An 18,806-nucleotide genomic window follows, 5' to 3' on the forward strand; every position below is an offset into this window, starting at 1 on the left:
CTAAGCGCGCGGCGATGTCCGCCCCCACCCTCACCCGCCGCGCGATCCTGGCGCAGGCCTGGCCAATCATGGTCGGGCAGGCGACGATCCCGCTGGTCGGCATCGTCGACACCGCGGTGATCGGCCGGACGGGCGACGCGACCGCGCTGGCGGCGGTCGCGCTGGGCACGACCATCGTCAATTTCCTGTTCTGGGCGTTCGGCTTCCTCCGCATGGGGATGACCGGCCTGACCGCGCAGGCGAGCGGTGCGGGAGACGAGGCTGAGGTCGCGGCATTGCTCCGCCGCGGTTTGCTGCTCGGCGGGGCGCTCGGCGCGTTGCTGTTCGCACTCCAGATCGTGATCGTGCCCGCCGCGCTGTCGCTGATGGCGGGCGGCGATGCGCTTGATGCGGCGACGCGCGCCTATGTCACTGCGCGGCTGTTCGGCGCGCCCGCGGCGCTCGCCTTCTATGCCGCCAATGGCTGGCTGCTCGGGCTGGGGCGGACGCGGGCGGCGCTCGGCGTCCAGCTTGTCCTCAACCTTGCCAATATCGCACTGACGACGCTGTTCGTGTGGGAGCTGGGCTGGGGCGTGCGCGGTGTCGGGCTGGCGACCGCGTGCGCGGACTGGATCGCCGTCGCCGCTGCGATCGTCGCGACGCGGAGCGGCTGGCGCGGCGGCGCGGCGCGGCTGTTCGACCGCGCGGCGCTCGCGCGGCTGTTCGCGGTCAATCGCGACCTGATGATCCGCACGCTGGCGCTGCTCGCTTTGTTCGCCTGGTTCACCAATGCCGGCGCGCGGCTGGGCGCCGAGACGCTGGCGGCGCAGCAGGTGCTGATGCAGTTCGTCGCGGTCAGCGCGTTCGTGCTCGACGGCTTCTGCTTCACCGCCGAGGCGCGGGTCGGGTCGGCGATCGGCAAGCGTGATCGCCCGGCGATTCTGCGCGCGGTGCGGCTGGTGGGCGAGTTCTGCCTTGCCACCGCGGTCGCCTTCGCGCTGGCGATCGCATTCGGCGGCGAGGCGTTCGTCGCGCTCTTGACGACGAGCGCGGAGGTGCGCGCGATCGCCGCCGGGCTGCTCCCGATCGTCGCGATCATCCCGCTGGCTGGCACGCCCGCCTGGCTGCTCGACGGCGTGTTCATCGGCGCGACGCAGGGCCGCGCGCTTCGCGACGCCGCACTCCTCTCCACCGCCGCCTATGTCGCCACCGACCTCGCGCTCCGCCCGCTCGGCGCGGCCGGCATCTGGCTCGCGCTCCTCACCGGCTATGGCTGGCGCGCGCTCGCGCTCGGCCTCTATTGGCCCGGCCTCTTGCGCCGCCTTGCCCCGACGCCCTAGAGGCGCGCGCGACCCCCGAACTGGAGCCTGCCATGTCCGATCCGATCAAGCGCGTCGTCCTTGCCTATTCCGGTGGCCTCGACACCAGCGTGATCCTGAAATGGCTCCAGCAGACCTATAATTGCGAGGTTGTCACCTTCACCGCGGATCTCGGCCAGGGCGAGGAGCTGGAGCCCGCGCGCGCGAAGGCCGAGCTGATGGGCGTGCGGCCCGAGCACATCTATATCGACGACCTGCGCGAGGAGTTCGTCCGCGACTTCGTCTTCCCGATGATGCGCGCCAACGCGCTCTACGAGGGCCTCTATCTCCTCGGCACGTCGATCGCCCGCCCGCTCATCTCGAAGCGACTGATCGAGATCGCCGCCGAGGTGGGCGCCGACGCGGTCAGCCACGGCGCCACCGGCAAGGGCAACGACCAGGTCCGCTTCGAGCTGTCGGCCTATGCGCTCAATCCCGACATCAAGGTTATCGCGCCCTGGCGTGAGTGGGACCTGACCAGCCGCAGCGCGCTGATCGCCTTTGCCGAGGCGCACCAGATCCCGGTGCCCAAGGACAAGCGCGGCGAGAGCCCGTTCTCGACCGACGCCAACCTGCTCCACACTTCGTCCGAGGGCCTGGTGCTTGAGGATCCGTGGGTCGAGACGCCGGACTATGTCTATTCGCGCACGGTGAACCCGGAGGATGCGCCCGACGCGCCGGAATACATCACCCTCGATTTCGAGCGCGGCGACGGCATCGCGCTCAATGGCGAGGCGATGTCGCCGGCGACGCTGCTCGCCGCGCTGAACGAACTCGGCCGCAAGCACGGGATCGGCCGCCTCGACCTGGTCGAGAATCGCTTCGTCGGCATGAAGTCGCGCGGCATGTACGAGACGCCGGGCGGCACCATCTATGCCGCCGCGCATCGCGGGATCGAGCAGATCACCCTCGACCGCGGCGCCGCGCACCTGAAGGACGAGCTGATGCCGCGCTATGCGGAGCTCATCTACAACGGCTTCTGGTTCGCGCCCGAGCGCGAGATGCTCCAGGCGGCGATCGACCACAGCCAGGAAAAGGTCGCGGGCACGGTGCGGCTCAAGCTCTACAAGGGCGGGGTGTACGTCGTCGGCCGCAAGTCGCCGAACACGCTGTACAGCGAGAAGGTCGTGACGTTCGAGGACGACGCCGGCGCATACGACCAGCGCGACGCGGCTGGGTTCATCAAGCTGAACGCGCTGCGGCTGCGGTTGTTGGGGCGCCGCGGCGAGGGTTGAGGCTGGGATCCCGGGTGGGCGCGCCTGCCCGCGCGACCATCGTCACCCCGGACTTGTTCCGGGGTCCACGGTTCGGCTTGCGCAGCGGTTCGAGCCTCTGGCGACGTGGTCTGCGGAGCGGTGGACCCCGGAACAAGTCCGGGGTGACGGTTGAGCGTTAGGGAACGTCATCCGCCCCGTTCGGTTCGAGCGAAGTCGAGAACCCTTGGCGAGCGAAGCCAAGCCGCAGCCGCTTCACGACTTCGCTCGAAGCGAACGCTGACAAAAGAACCGTTCGCCCTGAGCTTGTCGAGCGGCGTGCCACGAAGGGCACCGCCTCCGGCACGTGCTTCGACAAGCTCAGCACGAACGGATTGTACCGCCCGTTCGTCCTGAGTAGGGGCTGAGCGCAGCCGAAGACCCGTATCGAAGGACCATCCCGCGCAGGTCCTTCGATACGCCGCTTCGAAAAGCTCAGCGGCTACTCAGGACGAACGGAGGATGGATCCCCGCGCGGATCAAATCCCGCCCTCGTCCAGACTCAACAGCGTCGCATTCCCCCCGGCGCTCGTCGTGTCGACTGACACCGCGCGCTCCGCGCAGAAGCGTGGCAGGTAGTTCGGTCCGCCCGCCTTTGGCCCCGTTCCCGACAGCCCCTCGCCGCCGAACGGCTGCGAGCCGACTACCGCGCCAATCATCGACCGGTTGACGTAGAGGTTGCCGACATGCGCCTTGGCCTCGGCGATCTCGGCCGACCGTGCGATGCGGCTGTGGAGGCCCATGGTCAGGCCGAACCGCTTGGCGTTGACGCGCTCGATCGTGCGGGTGAGCTCGCCCGCGGGCCAGGTCGCGACGTGGAGCAGCGGCCCGAACCATTCGGTGTCGAGAGCCTCGATCGACCCCAGCCGGATCGCCGTCGGGGGCACAAAGCGGCCCGTTTCCGGCACGTCCACCGTGGCAATCCAGTCGCCGCGCCTGGCCTCGCGATAGTCCATCAGCTTCTCGTACGCCGCATCGTCGATCACCGGTCCCACATCGGTGCGCGGGTCGCCCGGATCGCCGATGACGAGCAGCTGCATCGCGCCCGCCAGCATCTCCAGGATCGGCTCGGCAATCTCCTCCTGAAGGATGAGGAGGCGAAGCGCAGAGCAGCGCTGGCCCGCCGAGCGGAAGGCGCTGGTGACGACGTCGGCGACGACCTGCTCGGGAAGCGCGGTCGAATCGACGATCATCGCGTTGACGCCGCCGGTCTCGGCGATCAGCGGCACGATCGCCCGGTTGTCGCCTTCCAGCAGCGCGCGCGCGATCTTCTTGGCGGTCGGCGTCGATCCGGTGAAGGCGACGCCGGCAATGCGCGCGTCGGTGGTCAGCGCGGCGCCGACCTCCGGCCCGCCGGTCACCAGCACCAGCGCGTCGGCGGGAACGCCCGCCTCATGCGCCAGCTCGACCGCGCGCGCGGCGATCAGCGGCGTCTGCGGCGCGGGCTTGGCGACGACGGTGTTGCCGGTGACGAGCGCGGCGGCGTTCTGGCCGGTGAAGATCGCCAGCGGGAAGTTCCACGGCGCGATCGTCGCCCAGGTGCCACGGCCGCAAAGGCGAAGCTCGTTGCGCTCGCCCGTCGGCCCGGGCAGCGCACGGGGCGCGAGGATGCCGCGTGCCTGCATCGCGTAATAGCGGCAGAAATCGGCCGCCTCGCGGATCTCGCCCAGCGCGTCGGGGATCGTCTTGAACGCCTCCTTGACGCAGATCGCCATCAGCTCGGCGCGGTTGGCCTCGAGCAGGTCGGCGTAGCGTTCCAGGATCGCGGCGCGCTCCTCGGGCGACCGTGCGTTCCAGGCGGGGAACGCGGCCTGCGCCTTGGCGATCGCGAGCGACACATCGTCCTCACGCGCGCGCGAAGTCTGCGGGACGGACGTGGTCGCGATGGTGTCGGTGGTCGCCTTCAGGATCGCACGGTCCTGCAGGTCGATGCCGCCGCTGTTGCCCCAGGCACCGAACAGGTCCTTGGGCAGCGGGATCGACGGATGGCGAGAGCCGCCCACCGCCGCGATCTTCTCGACCGGGTCGGCGAGCAGTTCCTCGTCGGTCAGATGCTCGTCGGCGAGCTGATGGACGAAGCTCGAATTCGCGCCGTTCTCGAGGAGCCGGCGGACGAGATAGGCGAGCAGGTCGCGGTGCCCGCCGACCGGCGCATAGATGCGGCAGTGGTAGCCCGCTTCGCGGACCAGCCGCTCGTACAGCCCCTCGCCCATGCCGTGCAGCCGCTGGAACTCGAAATCGCGGCTGTCGCCCGCCCATTCGAGGATGGTGGCGACCGTCAGCGCGTTGTGGCTGGCGAACGCCGGGCGGATGTGCACCGCCTCCAGCATGTCGCGCGCGCAGGCGAGATAGGAGACGTCGGTCGCGGCCTTGCGCGTGAACAGCGGATAGTCGGACAGCCCCTCGACCTGGGTGCGCTTGATCTCGCTGTCCCAATAGGCGCCCTTGACCAGCCGGACGTTCATGATCCGGCCGAGCGCATCGGCCCAGCGGATGACGGCGCGCGCGCGCTTGCCATAGGCCTGCACCGCCATGCCATAACCGTCCCAGCCGGTAAGCTCCGGCACCCGCGCCACCGCGCCGATGATCTCCAGGCTCATCTCCAGCCGCTCGCTCTCCTCGGCATCGACGGTCAGCGCGATGCCGTGACCCGCCGCCTGGCGTGCAAGCTGGATCAGCATGTCGCTCAATTCGGGGACGCAGCGGTCCCACTGCGCGACCTCATAGCGCGGATGGAGCGCCGACAGCTTGACGCTGATCGAGTGGCCCGCCGACGGGTCGCGGCCGACCGCCGCGATCGCGCCGCGATAAGCCTCGAAATAGCGCTCCGCATCCGCCTGGGTCCGCGCCGCCTCGCCCAGCATGTCGAAGCTGGCGGTGAAGCCGCGATTTTCGGGCTTGCGCATCCGCTTGGCGGCTTCGTCGATGGTGCGACCCATCACGAAGACCTCGCCCATCATCCGCATCGCCGCCCCGACCGCCTGGCGCACGAACGGCTCGCCGGCGCGGCTGATGAGGCGCTTGAGCGCGCCCGCCGCCCCCTCGCCCACCAGCGCGCGGCCGACGACCAGACCCCAGGTCGCCGAGTTGACGAGTGCCGAGTTCGACTTGCCCGTGTGCGACCGCCAGTCGGCGTCGCCCAGCTTGTCGGCGATCAGGAGGTCGGCGGTCTCCGGATCGGGCACGCGCAGGAACGCCTCGGCCAGGCTGAGCAGCGCCACGCCCTCGGACGAATTGAGGCGATATTCCTGAAGGAACTGGTTGACCCACCCCTTGGTCTGCGCGGCGCGCAGGTCGGCGATCAGCCCGGCGGCGTGGCCCAGCACCCGGCCGCGCGACTCGGGGGTCAGGCGCGCGCGCTCCAGCAGCGGCTTTAGAACATCGGGTTCGCTCGCGCGGTGCAGTTTTGCCAGCGCATCGCGGGCGGGTGACGTTAGGGCGGTCTGCATTTTCGTGTTTCCGGTTTCTTTGGGCTTGCGAGCGATCCCGCCCGGCCACTAGAGGATGGAGCGCGCTTAGCGCCAAAGCCTGCGGAGAGGAAATGCCCGTCACCATCACCCAGCGCGCTGCCGAGGTCGGAACGACCCGTACGTCGGACTGGGTGACCGTGGGCCAGTCGATGATCGACGCCTTTGCCGAGGCGACGGGCGACCGCCAGTACATCCATGTCGATACCGTGCGGGCCGCCGCGACGCCGTTTGGCGGCACCATCGCGCACGGTTTCCTGACACTGTCGCTGATGCCGATGCTGTCGCAGCGGACCGAGGGGCTGGCGATCGAGGGCGTGGCGATGGGCGTCAACTATGGCGGCAACCGCGTCCGCTTCCTGACGCCCGTCCGTTCGGGCTCGCGCGTGCGCGGCCATTTCAAGCTGCTCGAGCTCACCGAGAAACGGCCGGGCCAGTGGCAGCAGACCACCGAATTCACCGTCGAGATCGAGGGCGAGGACAAGCCCGCGCTCATCGCCGAATGGATCAGCCAGTTGTTCGTTTGAGCCTAATCTCCCCTCCCGCTTGCGGGAGGGGTCGGGGGTGGGCCTTCGGCCCTGCAAGCGCGACGTTCGCGGCCCCGCCCACCCCCAACCCCTCCCGCAAGCGGGAGGGGGGTAGAAGGACCGACCAGCCATGCGTTCCGCCGTCATCGTCTCCACTGCCCGCACGCCGATCGGCCGCGCCTATCGCGGTGCGTTCAACAACCTGCCCGCGCAGACGCTGGGCTCGAAGTCGGTCGAGGCCGCGGTCCAGCGTGCCGGGATCGAGGGGGGCGAGGTCGACGACGTCATCATCGGCGCCGCGCTCCAGCAGGGGCACCAGTCGACCAATGTCGCGCGCCAGATCGCGCTGCGCGCCGGCCTGCCGGTCACCGTCGCCGGGATGACCGTCGATCGCCAGTGCGCCAGCGGCCTGATGGCGATCGCCACCGCCGCCAAGCAGATCGTCCACGACCGCATGGATATCGTCGTCGGCGGCGGCGTCGAATCGATCAGCCTCGTTCAGACCCCGCAGATGCGGATCGCGCCCGATCCGGAGCTGCTGGCGATGCACAAGGACGTGTACATGCCGATGCTCCAGACCGCAGAGACGGTCGCCAAGCGCTATGGCATCGATCGCGAGACGCAGGACGCCTATGGCCTCCAGTCGCAGCAGCGCACCGCCGCCGCGCAGGCTGCGGGCAAGTTCGACGACGAGATCGTCCCCGTCACCGCGACGATGAACGTCGTCGACAAGGCGACCAAGGAGGTCAGCCAGAAGGAAGTCACCCTTTCCAAGGACGAGGGCAACCGGCCCGACACCTCGGCCGAGGGTCTGGCCGCGCTCCAGCCCGTCATCCCCGGCGGCGTCATCACCGCGGGCAATGCCAGCCAGCTGTCCGACGGCTCGTCGGCATGCGTCCTGATGGAGGAAAGCGTCGCCACCCGGCGCGGCCTGACCCCGCTCGGCCGCTATGTCGGCATGGCGGTGGCGGGCACCGAGCCCGACGAGATGGGCATCGGCCCCGTCTTCGCAATCCCCAAGCTGCTCGAGCGGTTCGAGCTCAAGATGGACGATATCGGCCTGTGGGAGCTCAACGAAGCGTTCGCGGTGCAGGTGCTCTATTGCCGCGACAAGCTGGGCATCCCGGACGAGCTCCTCAACGTCAATGGCGGCTCGATCTCGATCGGCCATCCCTATGGCATGTCGGGCGCCCGCATGACCGGCCACGCCCTGATCGAGGGCAAGCGCCGCGGCGCGAAGTACGTCGTCGTGACGATGTGCGTCGGCGGCGGCATGGGCGCGGCGGGGCTGTTCGAGGTGCTTTGAGGGCCTTCTTCGTCATCCCGGACTTGATCCGAAATCCCGCTTCTTCTGGCTATCGTTGCGAAGAAAGCGGGACCGCGGATCAAGTCCGGGGTGACGATATTGGATGAGCCTCGCCCTCCCCGTTCGTCCTGAGTAGCCGCCGAGTAGCTCGTTAGAGCGTATCGAGGTGGTGTATCGAAGGAGGTCGGCGCGCGTGACCGTGCTTCGATACGAGCCCTCGAAACGCCCTGCGGGCTGCTCGGTCTCTACTCAGCAGGAACGGTGGGGGATGAGGTTCGCATCCTCCCCTTTACCTACCTCCCCGGCGAAGGCCGGGGTCCAGGTGGGGAGGCTCTCGTGACAGCGCGGTACGCTCGATCGTGATCGGCCCGCAGCTGGGCTCCGGCCTTCGCCGGGGAACGAAGATTTAGAAGTAACCGGCGCGCTTAAAGGTGCCCTCACCCCACCGCGCGGCGGCCGAAGCCGCCCGGGCGGCGCATAACCAGCGGGTTCGCCTCGCGCTCCAGCAGCGTCAGCGTCGCTTCGAACAGCGGGCGGAGTTGCACCACCGGCTCGACGAGCAGGTCGGGCGCATCGTGACGCTCGATACAGCCGCGCGCGGCGACTTCGATGGTTTCGGCCAGGTCGGCGAGCGGGTCGGCGCCGAACTGACGCGATTCGCCCTTCAGCGTGTGCGCCGGCACCACCAGCCCGGTCGCCGATCGCGCGCGCATCGCTGCCTCGATCGCAGCGACCGACTTGGCGCCGTCCTCACGGAAATAGCCGAGAATGCGCACGAAATTGGCGCCGAGCTCGGCGCGGGCCTGCGCATAGCTCTGCCAGTTCACCAGCGATCGGTCGTCGACCGACAAAGTCATTGCGCGCCCTCCTGCCCCCGCACCGCGCGTGAACACTCGCCGGCAATCTAGGCGGCGGATGCTAAAGGAAGGGTTACCCGCGCGGTTGCGAAATGCGGAAGCGGCCGGGTGAAAGCGCTTCGAACTCAAGCCCCTGCGCGCTCGCCAGCGCCGCCAGCTCGCGCGCGGCGGCGGGGTCGTCGGCCTCGATCTCCACCGTCGGCGCGCTCCGCAACACCCGCGCCGCGCGCAGCGCCGGCCAGGGACAGCGCAGGCCGCGCGCGTCGACGATCACGGGTCGAACGGGTTCTTGGGCGCGCGCAGGTGCAGCCGCACCGGCACCGCGCCGAAATCGAACTCACGGCGAAGACCATTGACCAGGTAGCGGCGATAGCTCTCGGGCAGCTGGTCGACGCGGGTGCCGAACAGCACGAAGCTGGGCGGGCGGGTGTTGTTCTGAGTGATGTAGCGCGGCTTGATCCGCTTGCCGCCGGGCGCGGGGGGCGGATTGGCCTCGATCGCGCGCTCGAACCAGCGGTTGAGCGCGCCGGTCGACACGCGGCGGCTCCATGCCTCGCGCGTCTCGAACGCAACCTTGAGCATCGTGTCCAGGCCCTTGCCGGTCGCGCCCGACGTGGTGAGCAGCGGCACGCCCTTCACCTGCGCGAGCCCGTCGTCGAGCGCCGCCTTGACCCCGTTGAACAGATAGGACGCGTTCTCGGCCACGTCCCATTTGTTGAGGACGATCATGATCGCGCGCCCCTCCGAAATCACCTTGTCGGCGATCTTGAGGTCCTGGCCCTCAAGCCCCTTGGTCGCATCGAGCAGGATCACGACGACCTCGGCAAAGTCGATCGCGCGGAGCGCGTCGGCGACCGACAGCTTCTCCAGCTTCTCCTGCACCTTGGCACGCTTGCGCATGCCGGCAGTGTCGATCAGGCGGACGCGGCGGCCCTGCCATTCCCAGTCGACCGCGATCGAATCGCGGGTGATCCCCGCCTCCGGCCCGGTGATGAGACGATCCTCGCCGAGCAGCTTGTTGATGAGCGTCGACTTGCCCGCATTCGGCCGGCCGACGATTGCGAGCTTGAGCGGTGCGTCGGGGCTGTCCGCGTCCTCGATCTCCGCCTCCAGGTCGGGGCGGTCGATATAGGGGCGCAGCGAATCGAACAGGTCGGCGATCCCCTCGCCATGCTCGGCCGACAGCGCGATCGGATCGTCGAAGCCGAGCGCCATCGCCTCGTAGATGCTCGATTCGGCGAGCCGCCCCTCGGCCTTGTTGGCGGCGAGGATGACGGGAACGTCGGCGGCGCGCAGCCAGCGGGCGACCTCTTCGTCGAGCGGGGTCAGGCCCTGCCGCGCATCGACCAGGAACAGCGCGACGTCAGCCTCGCGCAGCGCCGCCTCGGTCTGCTGGCGCATCCGGCCGGGGAGCGAAGCGGCGTCCTCATCCTCGAACCCTGCGGTGTCGATGACGCGAAAGTCGCAGCCGAGCAAAGTCGCGTCGCCCTCGCGCCGGTCGCGCGTGACGCCGGGCTGATCGTCGACCAGCGCCAGCTTCTTGCCGACCAGCCGGTTGAACAGCGTCGACTTGCCGACATTGGGGCGCCCGATGATGGCGACGGTGGGTAGCGGCATTGGGGAGCTTTCGGAGAGGTAACGAAGCGGGAGCGCGGCGCCCTATACACTGTTCGTCCCGAGCTTGTCGAAGGACGTGGCGCGAGCGACGTGCGTGAGGCACGTGCTTCGACAGGCTCAGCGCGAACGGGGCGTGAGGCAGTCCCCGCTCCGTTCGTCCTGAGTAGCCATTGAGCTTGTCGAGATGGCGTATCGAAGGACCGCCAATCGGTGCTTCGATACGCGTCTTCGCCTTCGCTCAGCCGCTACTCAGCACGAACGTTAGGGATCACCGATACGCGCTCAACTCGCCCTGGTCGCTCAGCGTGTATAGCGTCGAGTTTGCGACCACGGGGGGAAGCGTATAGCTGCCCTTGGTCTCGATCCGCGCGCCGACGCTGCCGTCCGCCGGGTTGATCGACGCGATCGTCCCCTGCGAGCTCAGCGTCCACAGGCGGTTGCCCGCGAGCACGGGGCCGACCCAGCTGATCGAGCCCTTCTTCTTCTTCTCGTTGCGCCAGCGGCCGAGCGAGCCGATCCAGCGGACGCGGCCGGTGCCGCGCGCCATGCAGAGCAGGCGCGCCTCGTTGTCGACGACGAACAGCCACTCGCCCGCCACCCAGGGGGTCGAGATGCCGGCGATGTTCTGTTCCCAGATGCGCTGGCCGCTGACGATCTCCAGGCTGACCATGCGGCCGCCCTGCCCGACCGCGAACACGCGGCCCTGGTCGATCACCGGCTCGGCATCGATGTCGGCCAGCGCCGAGACCGAGGTCGACATGCTGGTGCGCGACAGGCTGTCGCCCCAGAGCGTGCGGCCATTCTCGTAGCGATAGGCGTTGAGCTCGCCCGAGCTGTAGCCGGCGACGACGGTGCCCTGCGCGATCGCGGGCGCCGCGACGCCAAACACACCCTGCGTCTCCAGGCTGCCCGACTGCGTCCAGACGGTCTTGCCGTCGGCGGCGTTGAGCGCGAACAACTGATTGTCCTGGGTGATGACGAAGATGTCGCCCAGACCGACGCCGGGGGCGCCGCGAAGCGGACCGCCGGGCTTGGCGCGCCAGACCTCGGCACCGTCGGCGGTGTTGAGCGCGACCACGTCGCCCAGGCCGTTGGTGGCATAGAGGCGCTCGCCATCGACGCTGACGCCGCCGCCGAAGCGGGCGGGCGACTTGCCCTGATCCTTGGCGGTCGGCGTCTTCCAGACCGCGGCGCCGGTCGACGCGTCGAACGCGTGCACCACGCCCTCGACATCGACGACATAGAGGCGGCCGCCGGCGACGACCGGAGCCGCGCCCAAGCGGACGCGCGTGTTGCCGCCGGGGATGCGCGCGGTCCACGCGCGCGACGGCTGATCGGCAAGCGCCAGGTGACCCATCGACTTGGCGGGGCTGCCGCCCGGCTGCGTCCAGGCGTCGTTGGCGGTGGCGGGGGGCAGCAGCACGTCCTGACCGGCCAGCGCCGGATCGACGTCGGTGCCGCTTTCGGCGACCAGGATCGGCACGCGATTGCCGACGACGGGCGTCTTCTTGTCCCCGCCCTTGAAGATACCGCAGCCGCTGAGCGCGGTCAGCGCCAGCACCGCGATCGGCAGCGTCAGCTTGTTGGTCATTCTGCCTTCTTCTTTTCCTGATCCTGGGGCACGGCGTCCACGCCGAGTACGCCTGCCAGCTGAACCGCGCGTTGACGGATGGTCTCGGGGACGGTTTCGGTGCCCGCAATCTCGCCGAACAGCTTGCCCGCCTCCGCGCGCTTGTTCAGGCGGATATAGGCGACGCCGACCATCTCGCCGGCGCTGCCGAACCAGGGGCTATCCTTGGTGGCGAGGCTGCCGAGCCGCTCGACCACCTTGGCGGGCGGGAGCGTGTCGTATTCGGCGGCGGTCTGGCGAACGAGCGCCAGGTCGCGATAGGGCTGGTCGAGCTTGGTATCCGCGGCGATCTCCGCGAACTTGGCGGCGGCGCCCTTCAGATTGTCGGCCTGGAGCAGCACGTCGCCCTCGACGAAGCGCGCCATCGCCGAATAGCCCTCGCGGTCGCTCTTGGCGAGCTCGGCCAGCGGCCCCTTGGCGGCATCGGCCCGACCGGCGCCCAGATCCTCCAGCGCCTTGGCATAGGCGACGCCCTCTTCGCCCGCCTTCACGGTCTGGCGGTGCTGCCAGTAGAACCAGCCCCCCAGCGCCGCGAGCAGGACGACGATCGCGACGATCACCCACCGGCCATAGCGCGTCCAGAAGCCCATCAGCCGGTCGCGACGCAGCTCCTCGTCGACCTCGCGCATGAAGACTTCATTGTTCTGGGGGGTAAGCGCCAAGGGGAAACTCCATGGGGTCGTGCGGCGGCGGACCTTAGCGGCGGTCGCGGCGAAACGAAATGGGTGAAGACTCACGTCACCTAGAGTTGATCGGGAGTGACGAAGGGATAGAAAGAACTACTTCTTCGACACCTCGGCCGGATAGAGCTGCTCGGGTCCGGGGAACTGCCGCGACCGCACTTCGCCGGCATAGGTTTCGACCGCGGCGGAAATGCGGCCGGCCATGTCGTCATAGCGCTTCACGAACCGCGCGGTGCGATCGAACAGGCCCAGCATGTCCTCGGCCACCAGCACCTGGCCGTCGCACGCCGCCGACGCGCCGATGCCGATGACCGGGCACGGCACCGCTTCGGTGATCGCCTTGGCCAGCGGCTCGACCACGCCCTCCACCACCAGCGCGAACGCGTCCGCGGCGGCGATCGCCTTGGCATCGGCCAGGATCTTCGCCTGCTCGGCCGCGTCGCGCCCGCGCGCGCCATAACCGCCGAGCGCGTTCACCGCCTGAGGCGTCAGCCCGACATGGCCGCATACGGGGATGCCGCGGCCGGTGAGGAAGGCGACCGTCTCCGCCATCGCCTCGCCGCCCTCCAGCTTGACGCCCGCGGCGCCAGTCTCCGCCATCACGCGGGCCGCATTCTCGAACGCTTGCGCGGGGCTCGCTTCATAGCTGCCAAAGGGCATGTCGATGATGACGACCGCGTGATAGCTGCCGCGCACCACCGCGGCACCATGCGCAACCATCATGTCGAGCGTCACCGAAAGCGTCGAGGGCAGGCCGTAGATCACCTGACCCAGGCTGTCGCCCACCAGCAGCATGTCGCAATGCGCGTCCATGATCTGCGCCATCCGCGCGGTATAGGCGGTCAGCATCACGATCGGCTCGCCGCCCTTGCGCCGCTGGATCGCGGGCACCGTCAGCCGGCGCATCGGCGCGGGCGTGGGATTGGCGCGGCTCGTGGCGGTGTCGAGCGTGAAGGTCGTGGACATGGCCGCGCCTTAGGCGCGCACGCGCGGCGTGGAAAGCCCGCTTACCGGAGCCAGCCGCGCCGGCCCGCATGCGTCGACAGCCACAGGCCGAACAGCGTCACCGCCAGGATGACGACCGGGAACGGCACCACCGTCGCGGCGCCCTTCGCCGCGATCAGATCGGTCGCGAGGAACACCCAGCCGAACTGGACGACCACCGCGATCAGCGAGACGATATAGAGCGGCCGCGCGAGCCGCCGATGCATCAGGAGCGCCGCTGCGCCGAACAGCCCCGCCCAGACCGCGGCGCCATAGACCCAGATGAACCAGCCCGGCCGCGTCAGGAAGAAACGACGGTCGTAATCGGCCATGGCTGCCAACCGCGATTCATTCATCGTGACATCGCTATAGAAGGCAAAGATGCCCGCGACGCCCCACAGCACCAGCAAGGCGGCGACGATGGTGAACCAGCGCGGCCGCGCTGTCCGGATATAGCTGGCCAAAGGCCCCCTCCCCATTTTCTACTAACCGAATGGTATCCATTCGGGCCGGGGGCGCAATGATCGCGACTCGCGCGGACCGCGTCAGCGCAACGCTTCGTCCCAAGCCGCGGGCGAGAAGCCGACGAGCAACCCGCCGCCATGCTCGACCACCGGCCGCTTGATGAGCGAGGGGTGCGCCACCATCAGCGCGACGGCGGCGTCCAGATCGCCGACCTGCCGCTCGGCCTCGGGCAGCTTGCGGAACGTCGTGCCAGCGCGGTTGAGAAGCTTCTCCCATCCGACCTGCCCCGCCCACGCGCGCAGCCGATCCGGGTCGACGCCCGCCTTCTTGTAGTCGTGGAAGCCGTGATCGATCCCGGCGTCGTTCAACCAGGCGCGCGCCTTCTTCACGGTGTCGCAGTTGGGGATGCCGTAGAGGGTCATGGTCATGATGGTTCCTGGCCGTCAGAACGCGCTCGACAGCCTCTCGATCATCACGCGGGCGGGGCTGGCGGGCGGGAGCGCGCTCGCCTGCGCGGCGTCGAGTTGCGCGACTCGCGCATGAAGCCGGCCGCTTGCCGACACCAGTGCGCGCGCACGATCGGGTAGCGCGGAGATCGTCGCGGGCTCGCTCAGCGGCGCATCGCCCAGCCGGCGCGCGCCGTCCATCGCATCGCGCGGCGTCAGCTCCCCCGCGGCGACCGCCCGCTGGGTCAGCAGCCAGGCGATGACGTGCATCAGCCGCGTCGTCACCTTGAGCGATTCGCAGGAGAACGAGACGCGGGCTAGCGGCGCCAGCGCCTCGCGCTCGGCGCGCCCGGCCTCGTCGAAATAGTCGCGTGCCTCGTCGGCGAGCAGCATCGCCTCGACATAGAGCGTGTCGATCAGCCGGCGTTCGAATCGAAGGGTGGCGTCCCTGTTCATGCCGCCGCGATGCCATAGCCGCGCGCCGGAGCAAATCTCCGTTTCGGCGACGTAACGCGCAATGTCCCGAACTGGCGCGACGTCACGCGATGATGTCGGGGATGAGTTCGTCCTCGACCCGCACGATCTCGTCGCGCAGGCGCAGCTTGCGCTTCTTGAGGCGGGCTAGCTGGAGCTGGTCGGCGCTGCCGGCGTCGCGAAGCGCGGCGATCGAGTCGTCGAGGTCGCGGTGCTCGACTCGCAAAAGCTCGAGTCGGCGTCGCAGTTCGGCGTCGTCCATCCGCGCTTTATCCCCCTTTACGCTCTCACCCGGCCGCTGCGACGAACCGCCGGGCGCGAAAAACGGCTCGGCATGTCGTGTCGCATGCTCTTTGGGGCGCGACAACCGGGTCGAAGGGTGGTTTACTCCCCATCCCCCAACCAGAGCCAAGGAGACCGCAGCAATGCAGACCTCGCACCAGACCGCGCTGGAAGCCAAGCACGCCACGCTCGACCGCCGCATCGCGGCCGAACGCCAGCGTCCGCTTCCCGATCAGGCGTTGTTGGGCGAACTGAAGCGCCACAAGCTCCGCGTCAAGGAAGAGATCGCGTCGATCTGACGCCCGGCGCACTGCCGCGCCGCTAGGGGCGGCGCGGCCTACCGTGAAATGATGCCGCGTGAGGCACGTCCTTTGACAAGCTCAGGGCGAACGGGGTTGGTGCGGCGACCTACCGGGTGATTGTATTGTCAGTCGCTCCTTGCCGCGCGCGATCGCAGCCTCTCACACCGTTCGTGCTGGAGCTTGTCGAAGCACGTGCCGCAAACGCTTCGTCCCGGAGCACGCCCTTCGACAGGCTCGACGAACGGTGGTTTGGGACCCTACCGCTTCATCCGCGGCGGCGTCGCTGCCGGATAGACGTGGAGCCAGCCATTGTCGCTGTCGACCTTGCCGCGGCCCACGGGCTTGCGCGCAAGCTTGGGATCGATCGGCTCGTCAAAGGCGATGCCGATGCGGCCGTCGGTAGCCCAGGCGACCCGCCCCTCGACCACGCCGATGCCGCGCACCTCGATCGTCACCGGCTGGCCGAGCGAGACGGGACGTGCGGTTTCGGCCATCAGGCCGCCCTCGGACAGGTTGCGGATGCGAACCTGTTCGCGGTGCTCGCCGATCTTGAGCGCGGCGGTCAGCAACAGGCTGTCGCGCGCGGCCGTGCGAGCCTGCCCCGTCGCGCGGGCGGCGCGGTCAGGCGATGGGCGGTCGGGCGAACGATCCATGGCGGACTCGGGGGCTCGTCGTGGTGAAAGCGGGCGAGGCCGACTTAAGCCGGACCCAGGTCACCAAAACGTTAACCCGGCCGGCGACTATTCGTCGCGCGAGACCTTTTCGTTGCGCTCGTGGCGCTCCTGCGCCTCGACCGTCATCGTCGCGATCGGCCGTGCTTCGAGCCTGGCGAGGCTGATCGGCTCGCCGGTCACTTCGCAATAGCCGTATTCGCCCTCGTCGATCCGGCGGAGCGCCGCCTCGATCTTGGAGATGAGCTTGCGCTGGCGGTCGCGGGTGCGAAGCTCGATCGACCAGTCGGTCTCGCTCGACGCGCGGTCGGTCAGGTCCGCCTCTCGCAGCGAATCGACCTGTAGCTGGCCGAGCGTCGCCTGCGCCTCGCGAAGGATCGCATCCTTCCACGCATGCAGCTTGGCCCGGAAATAGATTTGCTGCCGCTCGTTCATGAACGGCTCGTCCGGGCTGGGGCGGTAACCGTCCTCCAGGCCGTCATTCGCAGCGGTTACCACCGGCTCGCCGGCGTTCACTCGATCCAACGCAGTCGCCATGCCACTCTCCACGGCCGGGACGGCCGGTGCGGCACCCCCATGCCGCGGACGCCCGGGACCTCTTGCCTTGGGCTGCGCCTATAGAAGCGGCAAAGGGCCGCTACAAGCACGCAAAATCCGGTCGTTGCCGGGTTGATGCGTGCTTTACCTTCGACGAGCTTGCCGGAGGCTGAACATGCAGCCGCCGCACCCCCGGTTACAAAAGCTGCATCTGTCCCATGATTGGACGTTAACCATAGTTCCCGCTGCGACCCGACAAGAATCCTGCGGTGGGACGCCGTGAAGGTGGTTAACAACGTTGAACTTAATTCTTTGTTCTGCACTGTGGGGACATCGGCGGCGAGTGGCTGCTTCATCTGATGACCGGCCATCCGGACGTCAGCAACGGAAGAGATGAGCGGTATGTCGGTAAAGATGGCTCTGGCGAAACTTTGCGCCTGCACCTGCGGCGGCGCGATCGTCGGCGGGGGCGCCGTCCACGTTGCGGAGACCGCGCGTGCCGAGCGCGTCGTGACCAAGCGCGTCGTCGAAAAGCGCGTCGCGGCCAAGCGCGCCTATGCCGGCACCGGCAAGAAGCTGATGCGCCGGACCATCACCAAGACGGCGCAGTGCCAGCCGCAGACGGTCACCGTGACAACTCAGGGCGCGCCGATCCCCGTGCCCCCCGTGTTCGATGCGCAGCCCGTGATCTCGGGCGGTGGCGGCGGCGGGCCGGTGTTCGTCGGCGGCTCGGGCGGCTTCGGCGGCGGGTTCGGTGGTGGCTTCTTCGGCGGCGGCTTTGCCGGCGGCGGCGGCGGCGGGTCGATCGTCATCTCCTCGACCTCGTCGGGTGGCTCGACCTCTTCGGCGTCCAGCGCCTCGTCGGCGTCGAGCGCGTCGTCGGCGTCCTCGGCCTCGTCGTCGGGTTCGTCGGGCGGCGACAAGCCGGACAAGCCCGATCACCCCGGAAAGCCGGACAAGCCCGACCATCCGGGCAAGCCCGGCCATGGCTCCAGCGGCTCGTCGGGATCCTCGGGCTCCAGCGCGTCGTCGGCCTCCAGCGCCAGCTCGGCGTCGAGCGCCTCGTCGGGCAGCTCGGGTTCGTCGGGCGGGTCGGGCTCGGGCGCGTCGGGTTCGTCGGGCTCCAGCGCGTCGAGCGCCTCCTCGGCTTCCAGCGCGTCGTCGGCATCGAGCGGCTCCAGCGGGTCGAGCGGCTGGAGCACGTCGGGCGGCTGGTCGAGCACCTCGTCGGGATCGAGCGGATCGTCGGCGTCGAGCGCGTCCTCGGCCTCCAGTGCCTCCTCGGCTTCGAGCGCAAGCTCGTCGGGCGGGTCGTCGGGCAATCCGCCGACGCCGGTCCCGGCCCCGCCGATGCTGCTGCTGTTCGGCGCCGGCGCCGCGGCGCTGGTCGCGCGCGGCCGCTTCGCCAAGCGCAAGGCCGCGGCCACCGCCGACGCCTGATCTTTTCGGAACACTCCCTGCCCCTCCCGCGCGTACGGGAGGGGCTTTTCTTTGGGATCAGGCGTTCGCCAGCGCCTTTTCGATCTCCGGCACCGGATGGCCGGTCAGGTCCTTGTCGAGCTCGCCGGTCAGCCGCTGCTCGACCTCCTTGTGGTAGTGCTTGCGCAGCTCGCCCAGCGTCTTGGGCGGCGCGACAACGATCAGCGACTCGAAGTCACCGCGCAGCGCGCGCTTCTCGAGAAGCTCGGCCGTCTCTGCCGCGAACCGGTCCTCGGCAAGTTGGTGGAAGTCGACCCGCTCCGACGTCGCGCCGCCGCTCGCGAACGCACCGCCATAGCTGCGTGAGGATTGCGACTGGTCGGAGGGCGACGTTGCCTGCTCACGGTCGGGCGGGTTGTCCTGCTCGCGGACGCGCTCGACGACGAGGTTGAGGTGCTCGGCATCGCCCTGGTTGCGGAAGAACAGCATCTTGCGCCCGTCGGCGACGACGACGAATGCCTCGTGCGGAACCTGCATCGTTTCTCTCCT

21 protein-coding genes are annotated in these 18,806 nt (G+C 69.0%); 5 read left to right on the forward strand and 16 right to left on the reverse strand.

Translation table 11 applies throughout. The features are described from left to right. The first annotated feature begins 14 nt into the window (after positions 1-14). Both RS883_RS14430 and RS883_RS14435 read left to right on the forward strand, forming a co-directional pair. Positions 15-1,319 carry an MATE family efflux transporter gene (locus RS883_RS14430; protein ID WP_315760878.1) on the forward strand — a complete coding sequence of 435 codons (1,305 nt, stop codon included), beginning with the start codon at positions 15-17 and terminating at the stop codon, positions 1,317-1,319. Positions 1,320-1,351: 32 nt separating this feature from the next. Then, positions 1,352-2,572 carry an argininosuccinate synthase gene (locus RS883_RS14435; protein WP_315760879.1) on the forward strand — a complete coding sequence of 407 codons (1,221 nt, stop codon included), beginning with the start codon at positions 1,352-1,354 and terminating at the stop codon, positions 2,570-2,572. 497 nt (positions 2,573-3,069) lie between these two features. Here the strand turns inward: RS883_RS14435 and RS883_RS14440 are convergent, their stop codons facing one another. Further along, positions 3,070-6,039: an L-glutamate gamma-semialdehyde dehydrogenase gene (locus tag RS883_RS14440; RefSeq protein WP_315760880.1), complete on the reverse strand. Its 2,970-nt coding sequence runs from the start codon at positions 6,037-6,039 to the stop codon at positions 3,070-3,072. 92 nt (positions 6,040-6,131) lie between these two features. Between RS883_RS14440 and RS883_RS14445 the strand changes: the two genes are divergently transcribed. Beyond that, on the forward strand, positions 6,132-6,584 hold the full coding sequence (locus RS883_RS14445; RefSeq protein ID WP_315760881.1) for a MaoC family dehydratase: 453 nt from the start codon (positions 6,132-6,134) through the stop codon (positions 6,582-6,584). Between the two features lie 130 nt (positions 6,585-6,714). Then, complete coding sequence (locus tag RS883_RS14450; protein WP_315760882.1) at positions 6,715-7,890, forward strand: acetyl-CoA C-acyltransferase; 1,176 nt, start codon at positions 6,715-6,717, stop codon at positions 7,888-7,890. Positions 7,891-8,327: 437 nt separating this feature from the next. Here the strand turns inward: RS883_RS14450 and RS883_RS14455 are convergent, their stop codons facing one another. From RS883_RS14455 to RS883_RS14500, 10 genes are all read right to left on the reverse strand, one after another. After that, a complete protein-coding gene (locus RS883_RS14455) occupies positions 8,328-8,747 on the reverse strand; it encodes an Hpt domain-containing protein (protein WP_315760883.1) in 420 nt (139 codons plus the stop codon). Positions 8,748-8,820: 73 nt separating this feature from the next. After that, positions 8,821-9,021, reverse strand: coding sequence for a sulfurtransferase TusA family protein (locus RS883_RS14460; RefSeq protein ID WP_315760884.1), 201 nt, complete (start codon positions 9,019-9,021; stop codon positions 8,821-8,823). Next, a complete protein-coding gene (der, locus tag RS883_RS14465; protein WP_315760885.1) occupies positions 9,018-10,364 on the reverse strand; it encodes a ribosome biogenesis GTPase Der in 1,347 nt (448 codons plus the stop codon). Before der ends, RS883_RS14460 begins: the two co-directional genes overlap by 4 nt. Before the next feature lie 268 nt (positions 10,365-10,632). Then, the gene (locus tag RS883_RS14470; RefSeq protein ID WP_315760886.1) at positions 10,633-11,955 is read right to left on the reverse strand and encodes a PQQ-binding-like beta-propeller repeat protein; all 1,323 of its coding nucleotides are present in this window, start codon (positions 11,953-11,955) and stop codon (positions 10,633-10,635) included. Next, positions 11,952-12,656: a tetratricopeptide repeat protein gene (locus RS883_RS14475; RefSeq protein WP_315760887.1), complete on the reverse strand. Its 705-nt coding sequence runs from the start codon at positions 12,654-12,656 to the stop codon at positions 11,952-11,954. Before RS883_RS14475 ends, RS883_RS14470 begins: the two co-directional genes overlap by 4 nt. Positions 12,657-12,773: 117 nt before the next feature. Further along, on the reverse strand, positions 12,774-13,643 hold the full coding sequence (gene panB, locus RS883_RS14480; protein ID WP_315760888.1) for a 3-methyl-2-oxobutanoate hydroxymethyltransferase: 870 nt from the start codon (positions 13,641-13,643) through the stop codon (positions 12,774-12,776). 41 nt (positions 13,644-13,684) lie between these two features. Continuing rightward, positions 13,685-14,125, reverse strand: a complete 441-nt coding sequence (locus RS883_RS14485) for a hypothetical protein (protein ID WP_315760889.1) — start codon at positions 14,123-14,125, stop codon at positions 13,685-13,687. Positions 14,126-14,206: 81 nt separating this feature from the next. Next, entirely contained in the window at positions 14,207-14,554 is a 348-nt protein-coding gene (locus tag RS883_RS14490; protein WP_315760890.1) for an arsenate reductase, read from the reverse strand. A gap of 15 nt (positions 14,555-14,569) precedes the next feature. Beyond that, positions 14,570-15,028, reverse strand: a complete 459-nt coding sequence (locus RS883_RS14495) for a DUF1465 family protein (RefSeq protein ID WP_315760891.1) — start codon at positions 15,026-15,028, stop codon at positions 14,570-14,572. An 82-nt stretch (positions 15,029-15,110) separates the two neighbouring features. Then, entirely contained in the window at positions 15,111-15,308 is a 198-nt protein-coding gene (locus RS883_RS14500) for a YdcH family protein (protein ID WP_315765154.1), read from the reverse strand. Positions 15,309-15,471: 163 nt separating this feature from the next. Between RS883_RS14500 and RS883_RS14505 the strand changes: the two genes are divergently transcribed. After that, complete coding sequence (locus RS883_RS14505; RefSeq protein WP_315760892.1) at positions 15,472-15,627, forward strand: YdcH family protein; 156 nt, start codon at positions 15,472-15,474, stop codon at positions 15,625-15,627. Between the two features lie 260 nt (positions 15,628-15,887). Here RS883_RS14505 and RS883_RS14510 read toward each other — a convergent pair whose 3' ends face one another. From RS883_RS14510 to RS883_RS14530, 5 genes are all read right to left on the reverse strand, one after another. Further along, complete coding sequence (locus RS883_RS14510) at positions 15,888-16,283, reverse strand: PilZ domain-containing protein (RefSeq protein WP_315760893.1); 396 nt, start codon at positions 16,281-16,283, stop codon at positions 15,888-15,890. 87 nt (positions 16,284-16,370) lie between these two features. Next, complete coding sequence (dksA, locus tag RS883_RS14515) at positions 16,371-16,838, reverse strand: RNA polymerase-binding protein DksA (protein WP_315760894.1); 468 nt, start codon at positions 16,836-16,838, stop codon at positions 16,371-16,373. A gap of 638 nt (positions 16,839-17,476) precedes the next feature. Beyond that, entirely contained in the window at positions 17,477-17,761 is a 285-nt protein-coding gene (locus tag RS883_RS14520; RefSeq protein ID WP_315760895.1) for a hypothetical protein, read from the reverse strand. 15 nt (positions 17,762-17,776) lie between these two features. After that, entirely contained in the window at positions 17,777-18,160 is a 384-nt protein-coding gene (locus tag RS883_RS14525; protein WP_315760896.1) for a hypothetical protein, read from the reverse strand. Positions 18,161-18,335: 175 nt separating this feature from the next. After that, on the reverse strand, positions 18,336-18,794 hold the full coding sequence (locus RS883_RS14530; RefSeq protein ID WP_315760897.1) for a host attachment family protein: 459 nt from the start codon (positions 18,792-18,794) through the stop codon (positions 18,336-18,338). Between the last annotated feature and the right edge of the window lie 12 nt (positions 18,795-18,806).

Source organism: Sphingomonas sp. Y38-1Y, assembly GCF_032391395.1.
Lineage (GTDB): Bacteria > Pseudomonadota > Alphaproteobacteria > Sphingomonadales > Sphingomonadaceae > Sphingomonas.

Bases quoted from the DNA above. Each gene is read 5' to 3' on its own strand.
- der (WP_315760885.1), bottom strand. From the start codon at position 10,364: ATGCCGCTACCCACCGTCGCCATCATCGGGCGCCCCAATGTCGGCAAG.
- RS883_RS14505 (WP_315760892.1), top strand. From the start codon at position 15,472: ATGCAGACCTCGCACCAGACCGCGCTGGAAGCCAAGCACGCCACGCTC.
- RS883_RS14455 (WP_315760883.1), bottom strand. From the start codon at position 8,747: ATGACTTTGTCGGTCGACGACCGATCGCTGGTGAACTGGCAGAGCTAT.
- RS883_RS14445 (WP_315760881.1), top strand. From the start codon at position 6,132: ATGCCCGTCACCATCACCCAGCGCGCTGCCGAGGTCGGAACGACCCGT.
- RS883_RS14490 (WP_315760890.1), bottom strand. From the start codon at position 14,554: ATGACCATGACCCTCTACGGCATCCCCAACTGCGACACCGTGAAGAAG.
- dksA (WP_315760894.1), bottom strand. From the start codon at position 16,838: ATGGCGACTGCGTTGGATCGAGTGAACGCCGGCGAGCCGGTGGTAACC.
- panB (WP_315760888.1), bottom strand. From the start codon at position 13,643: ATGTCCACGACCTTCACGCTCGACACCGCCACGAGCCGCGCCAATCCC.
- RS883_RS14500 (WP_315765154.1), bottom strand. From the start codon at position 15,308: ATGGACGACGCCGAACTGCGACGCCGACTCGAGCTTTTGCGAGTCGAG.
- RS883_RS14440 (WP_315760880.1), bottom strand. From the start codon at position 6,039: ATGCAGACCGCCCTAACGTCACCCGCCCGCGATGCGCTGGCAAAACTG.
- RS883_RS14470 (WP_315760886.1), bottom strand. From the start codon at position 11,955: ATGACCAACAAGCTGACGCTGCCGATCGCGGTGCTGGCGCTGACCGCG.
- RS883_RS14430 (WP_315760878.1), top strand. From the start codon at position 15: ATGTCCGCCCCCACCCTCACCCGCCGCGCGATCCTGGCGCAGGCCTGG.
- RS883_RS14530 (WP_315760897.1), bottom strand. From the start codon at position 18,794: ATGCAGGTTCCGCACGAGGCATTCGTCGTCGTCGCCGACGGGCGCAAG.
- RS883_RS14450 (WP_315760882.1), top strand. From the start codon at position 6,715: ATGCGTTCCGCCGTCATCGTCTCCACTGCCCGCACGCCGATCGGCCGC.
- RS883_RS14510 (WP_315760893.1), bottom strand. From the start codon at position 16,283: ATGGATCGTTCGCCCGACCGCCCATCGCCTGACCGCGCCGCCCGCGCG.
- RS883_RS14495 (WP_315760891.1), bottom strand. From the start codon at position 15,028: ATGAACAGGGACGCCACCCTTCGATTCGAACGCCGGCTGATCGACACG.
- RS883_RS14435 (WP_315760879.1), top strand. From the start codon at position 1,352: ATGTCCGATCCGATCAAGCGCGTCGTCCTTGCCTATTCCGGTGGCCTC.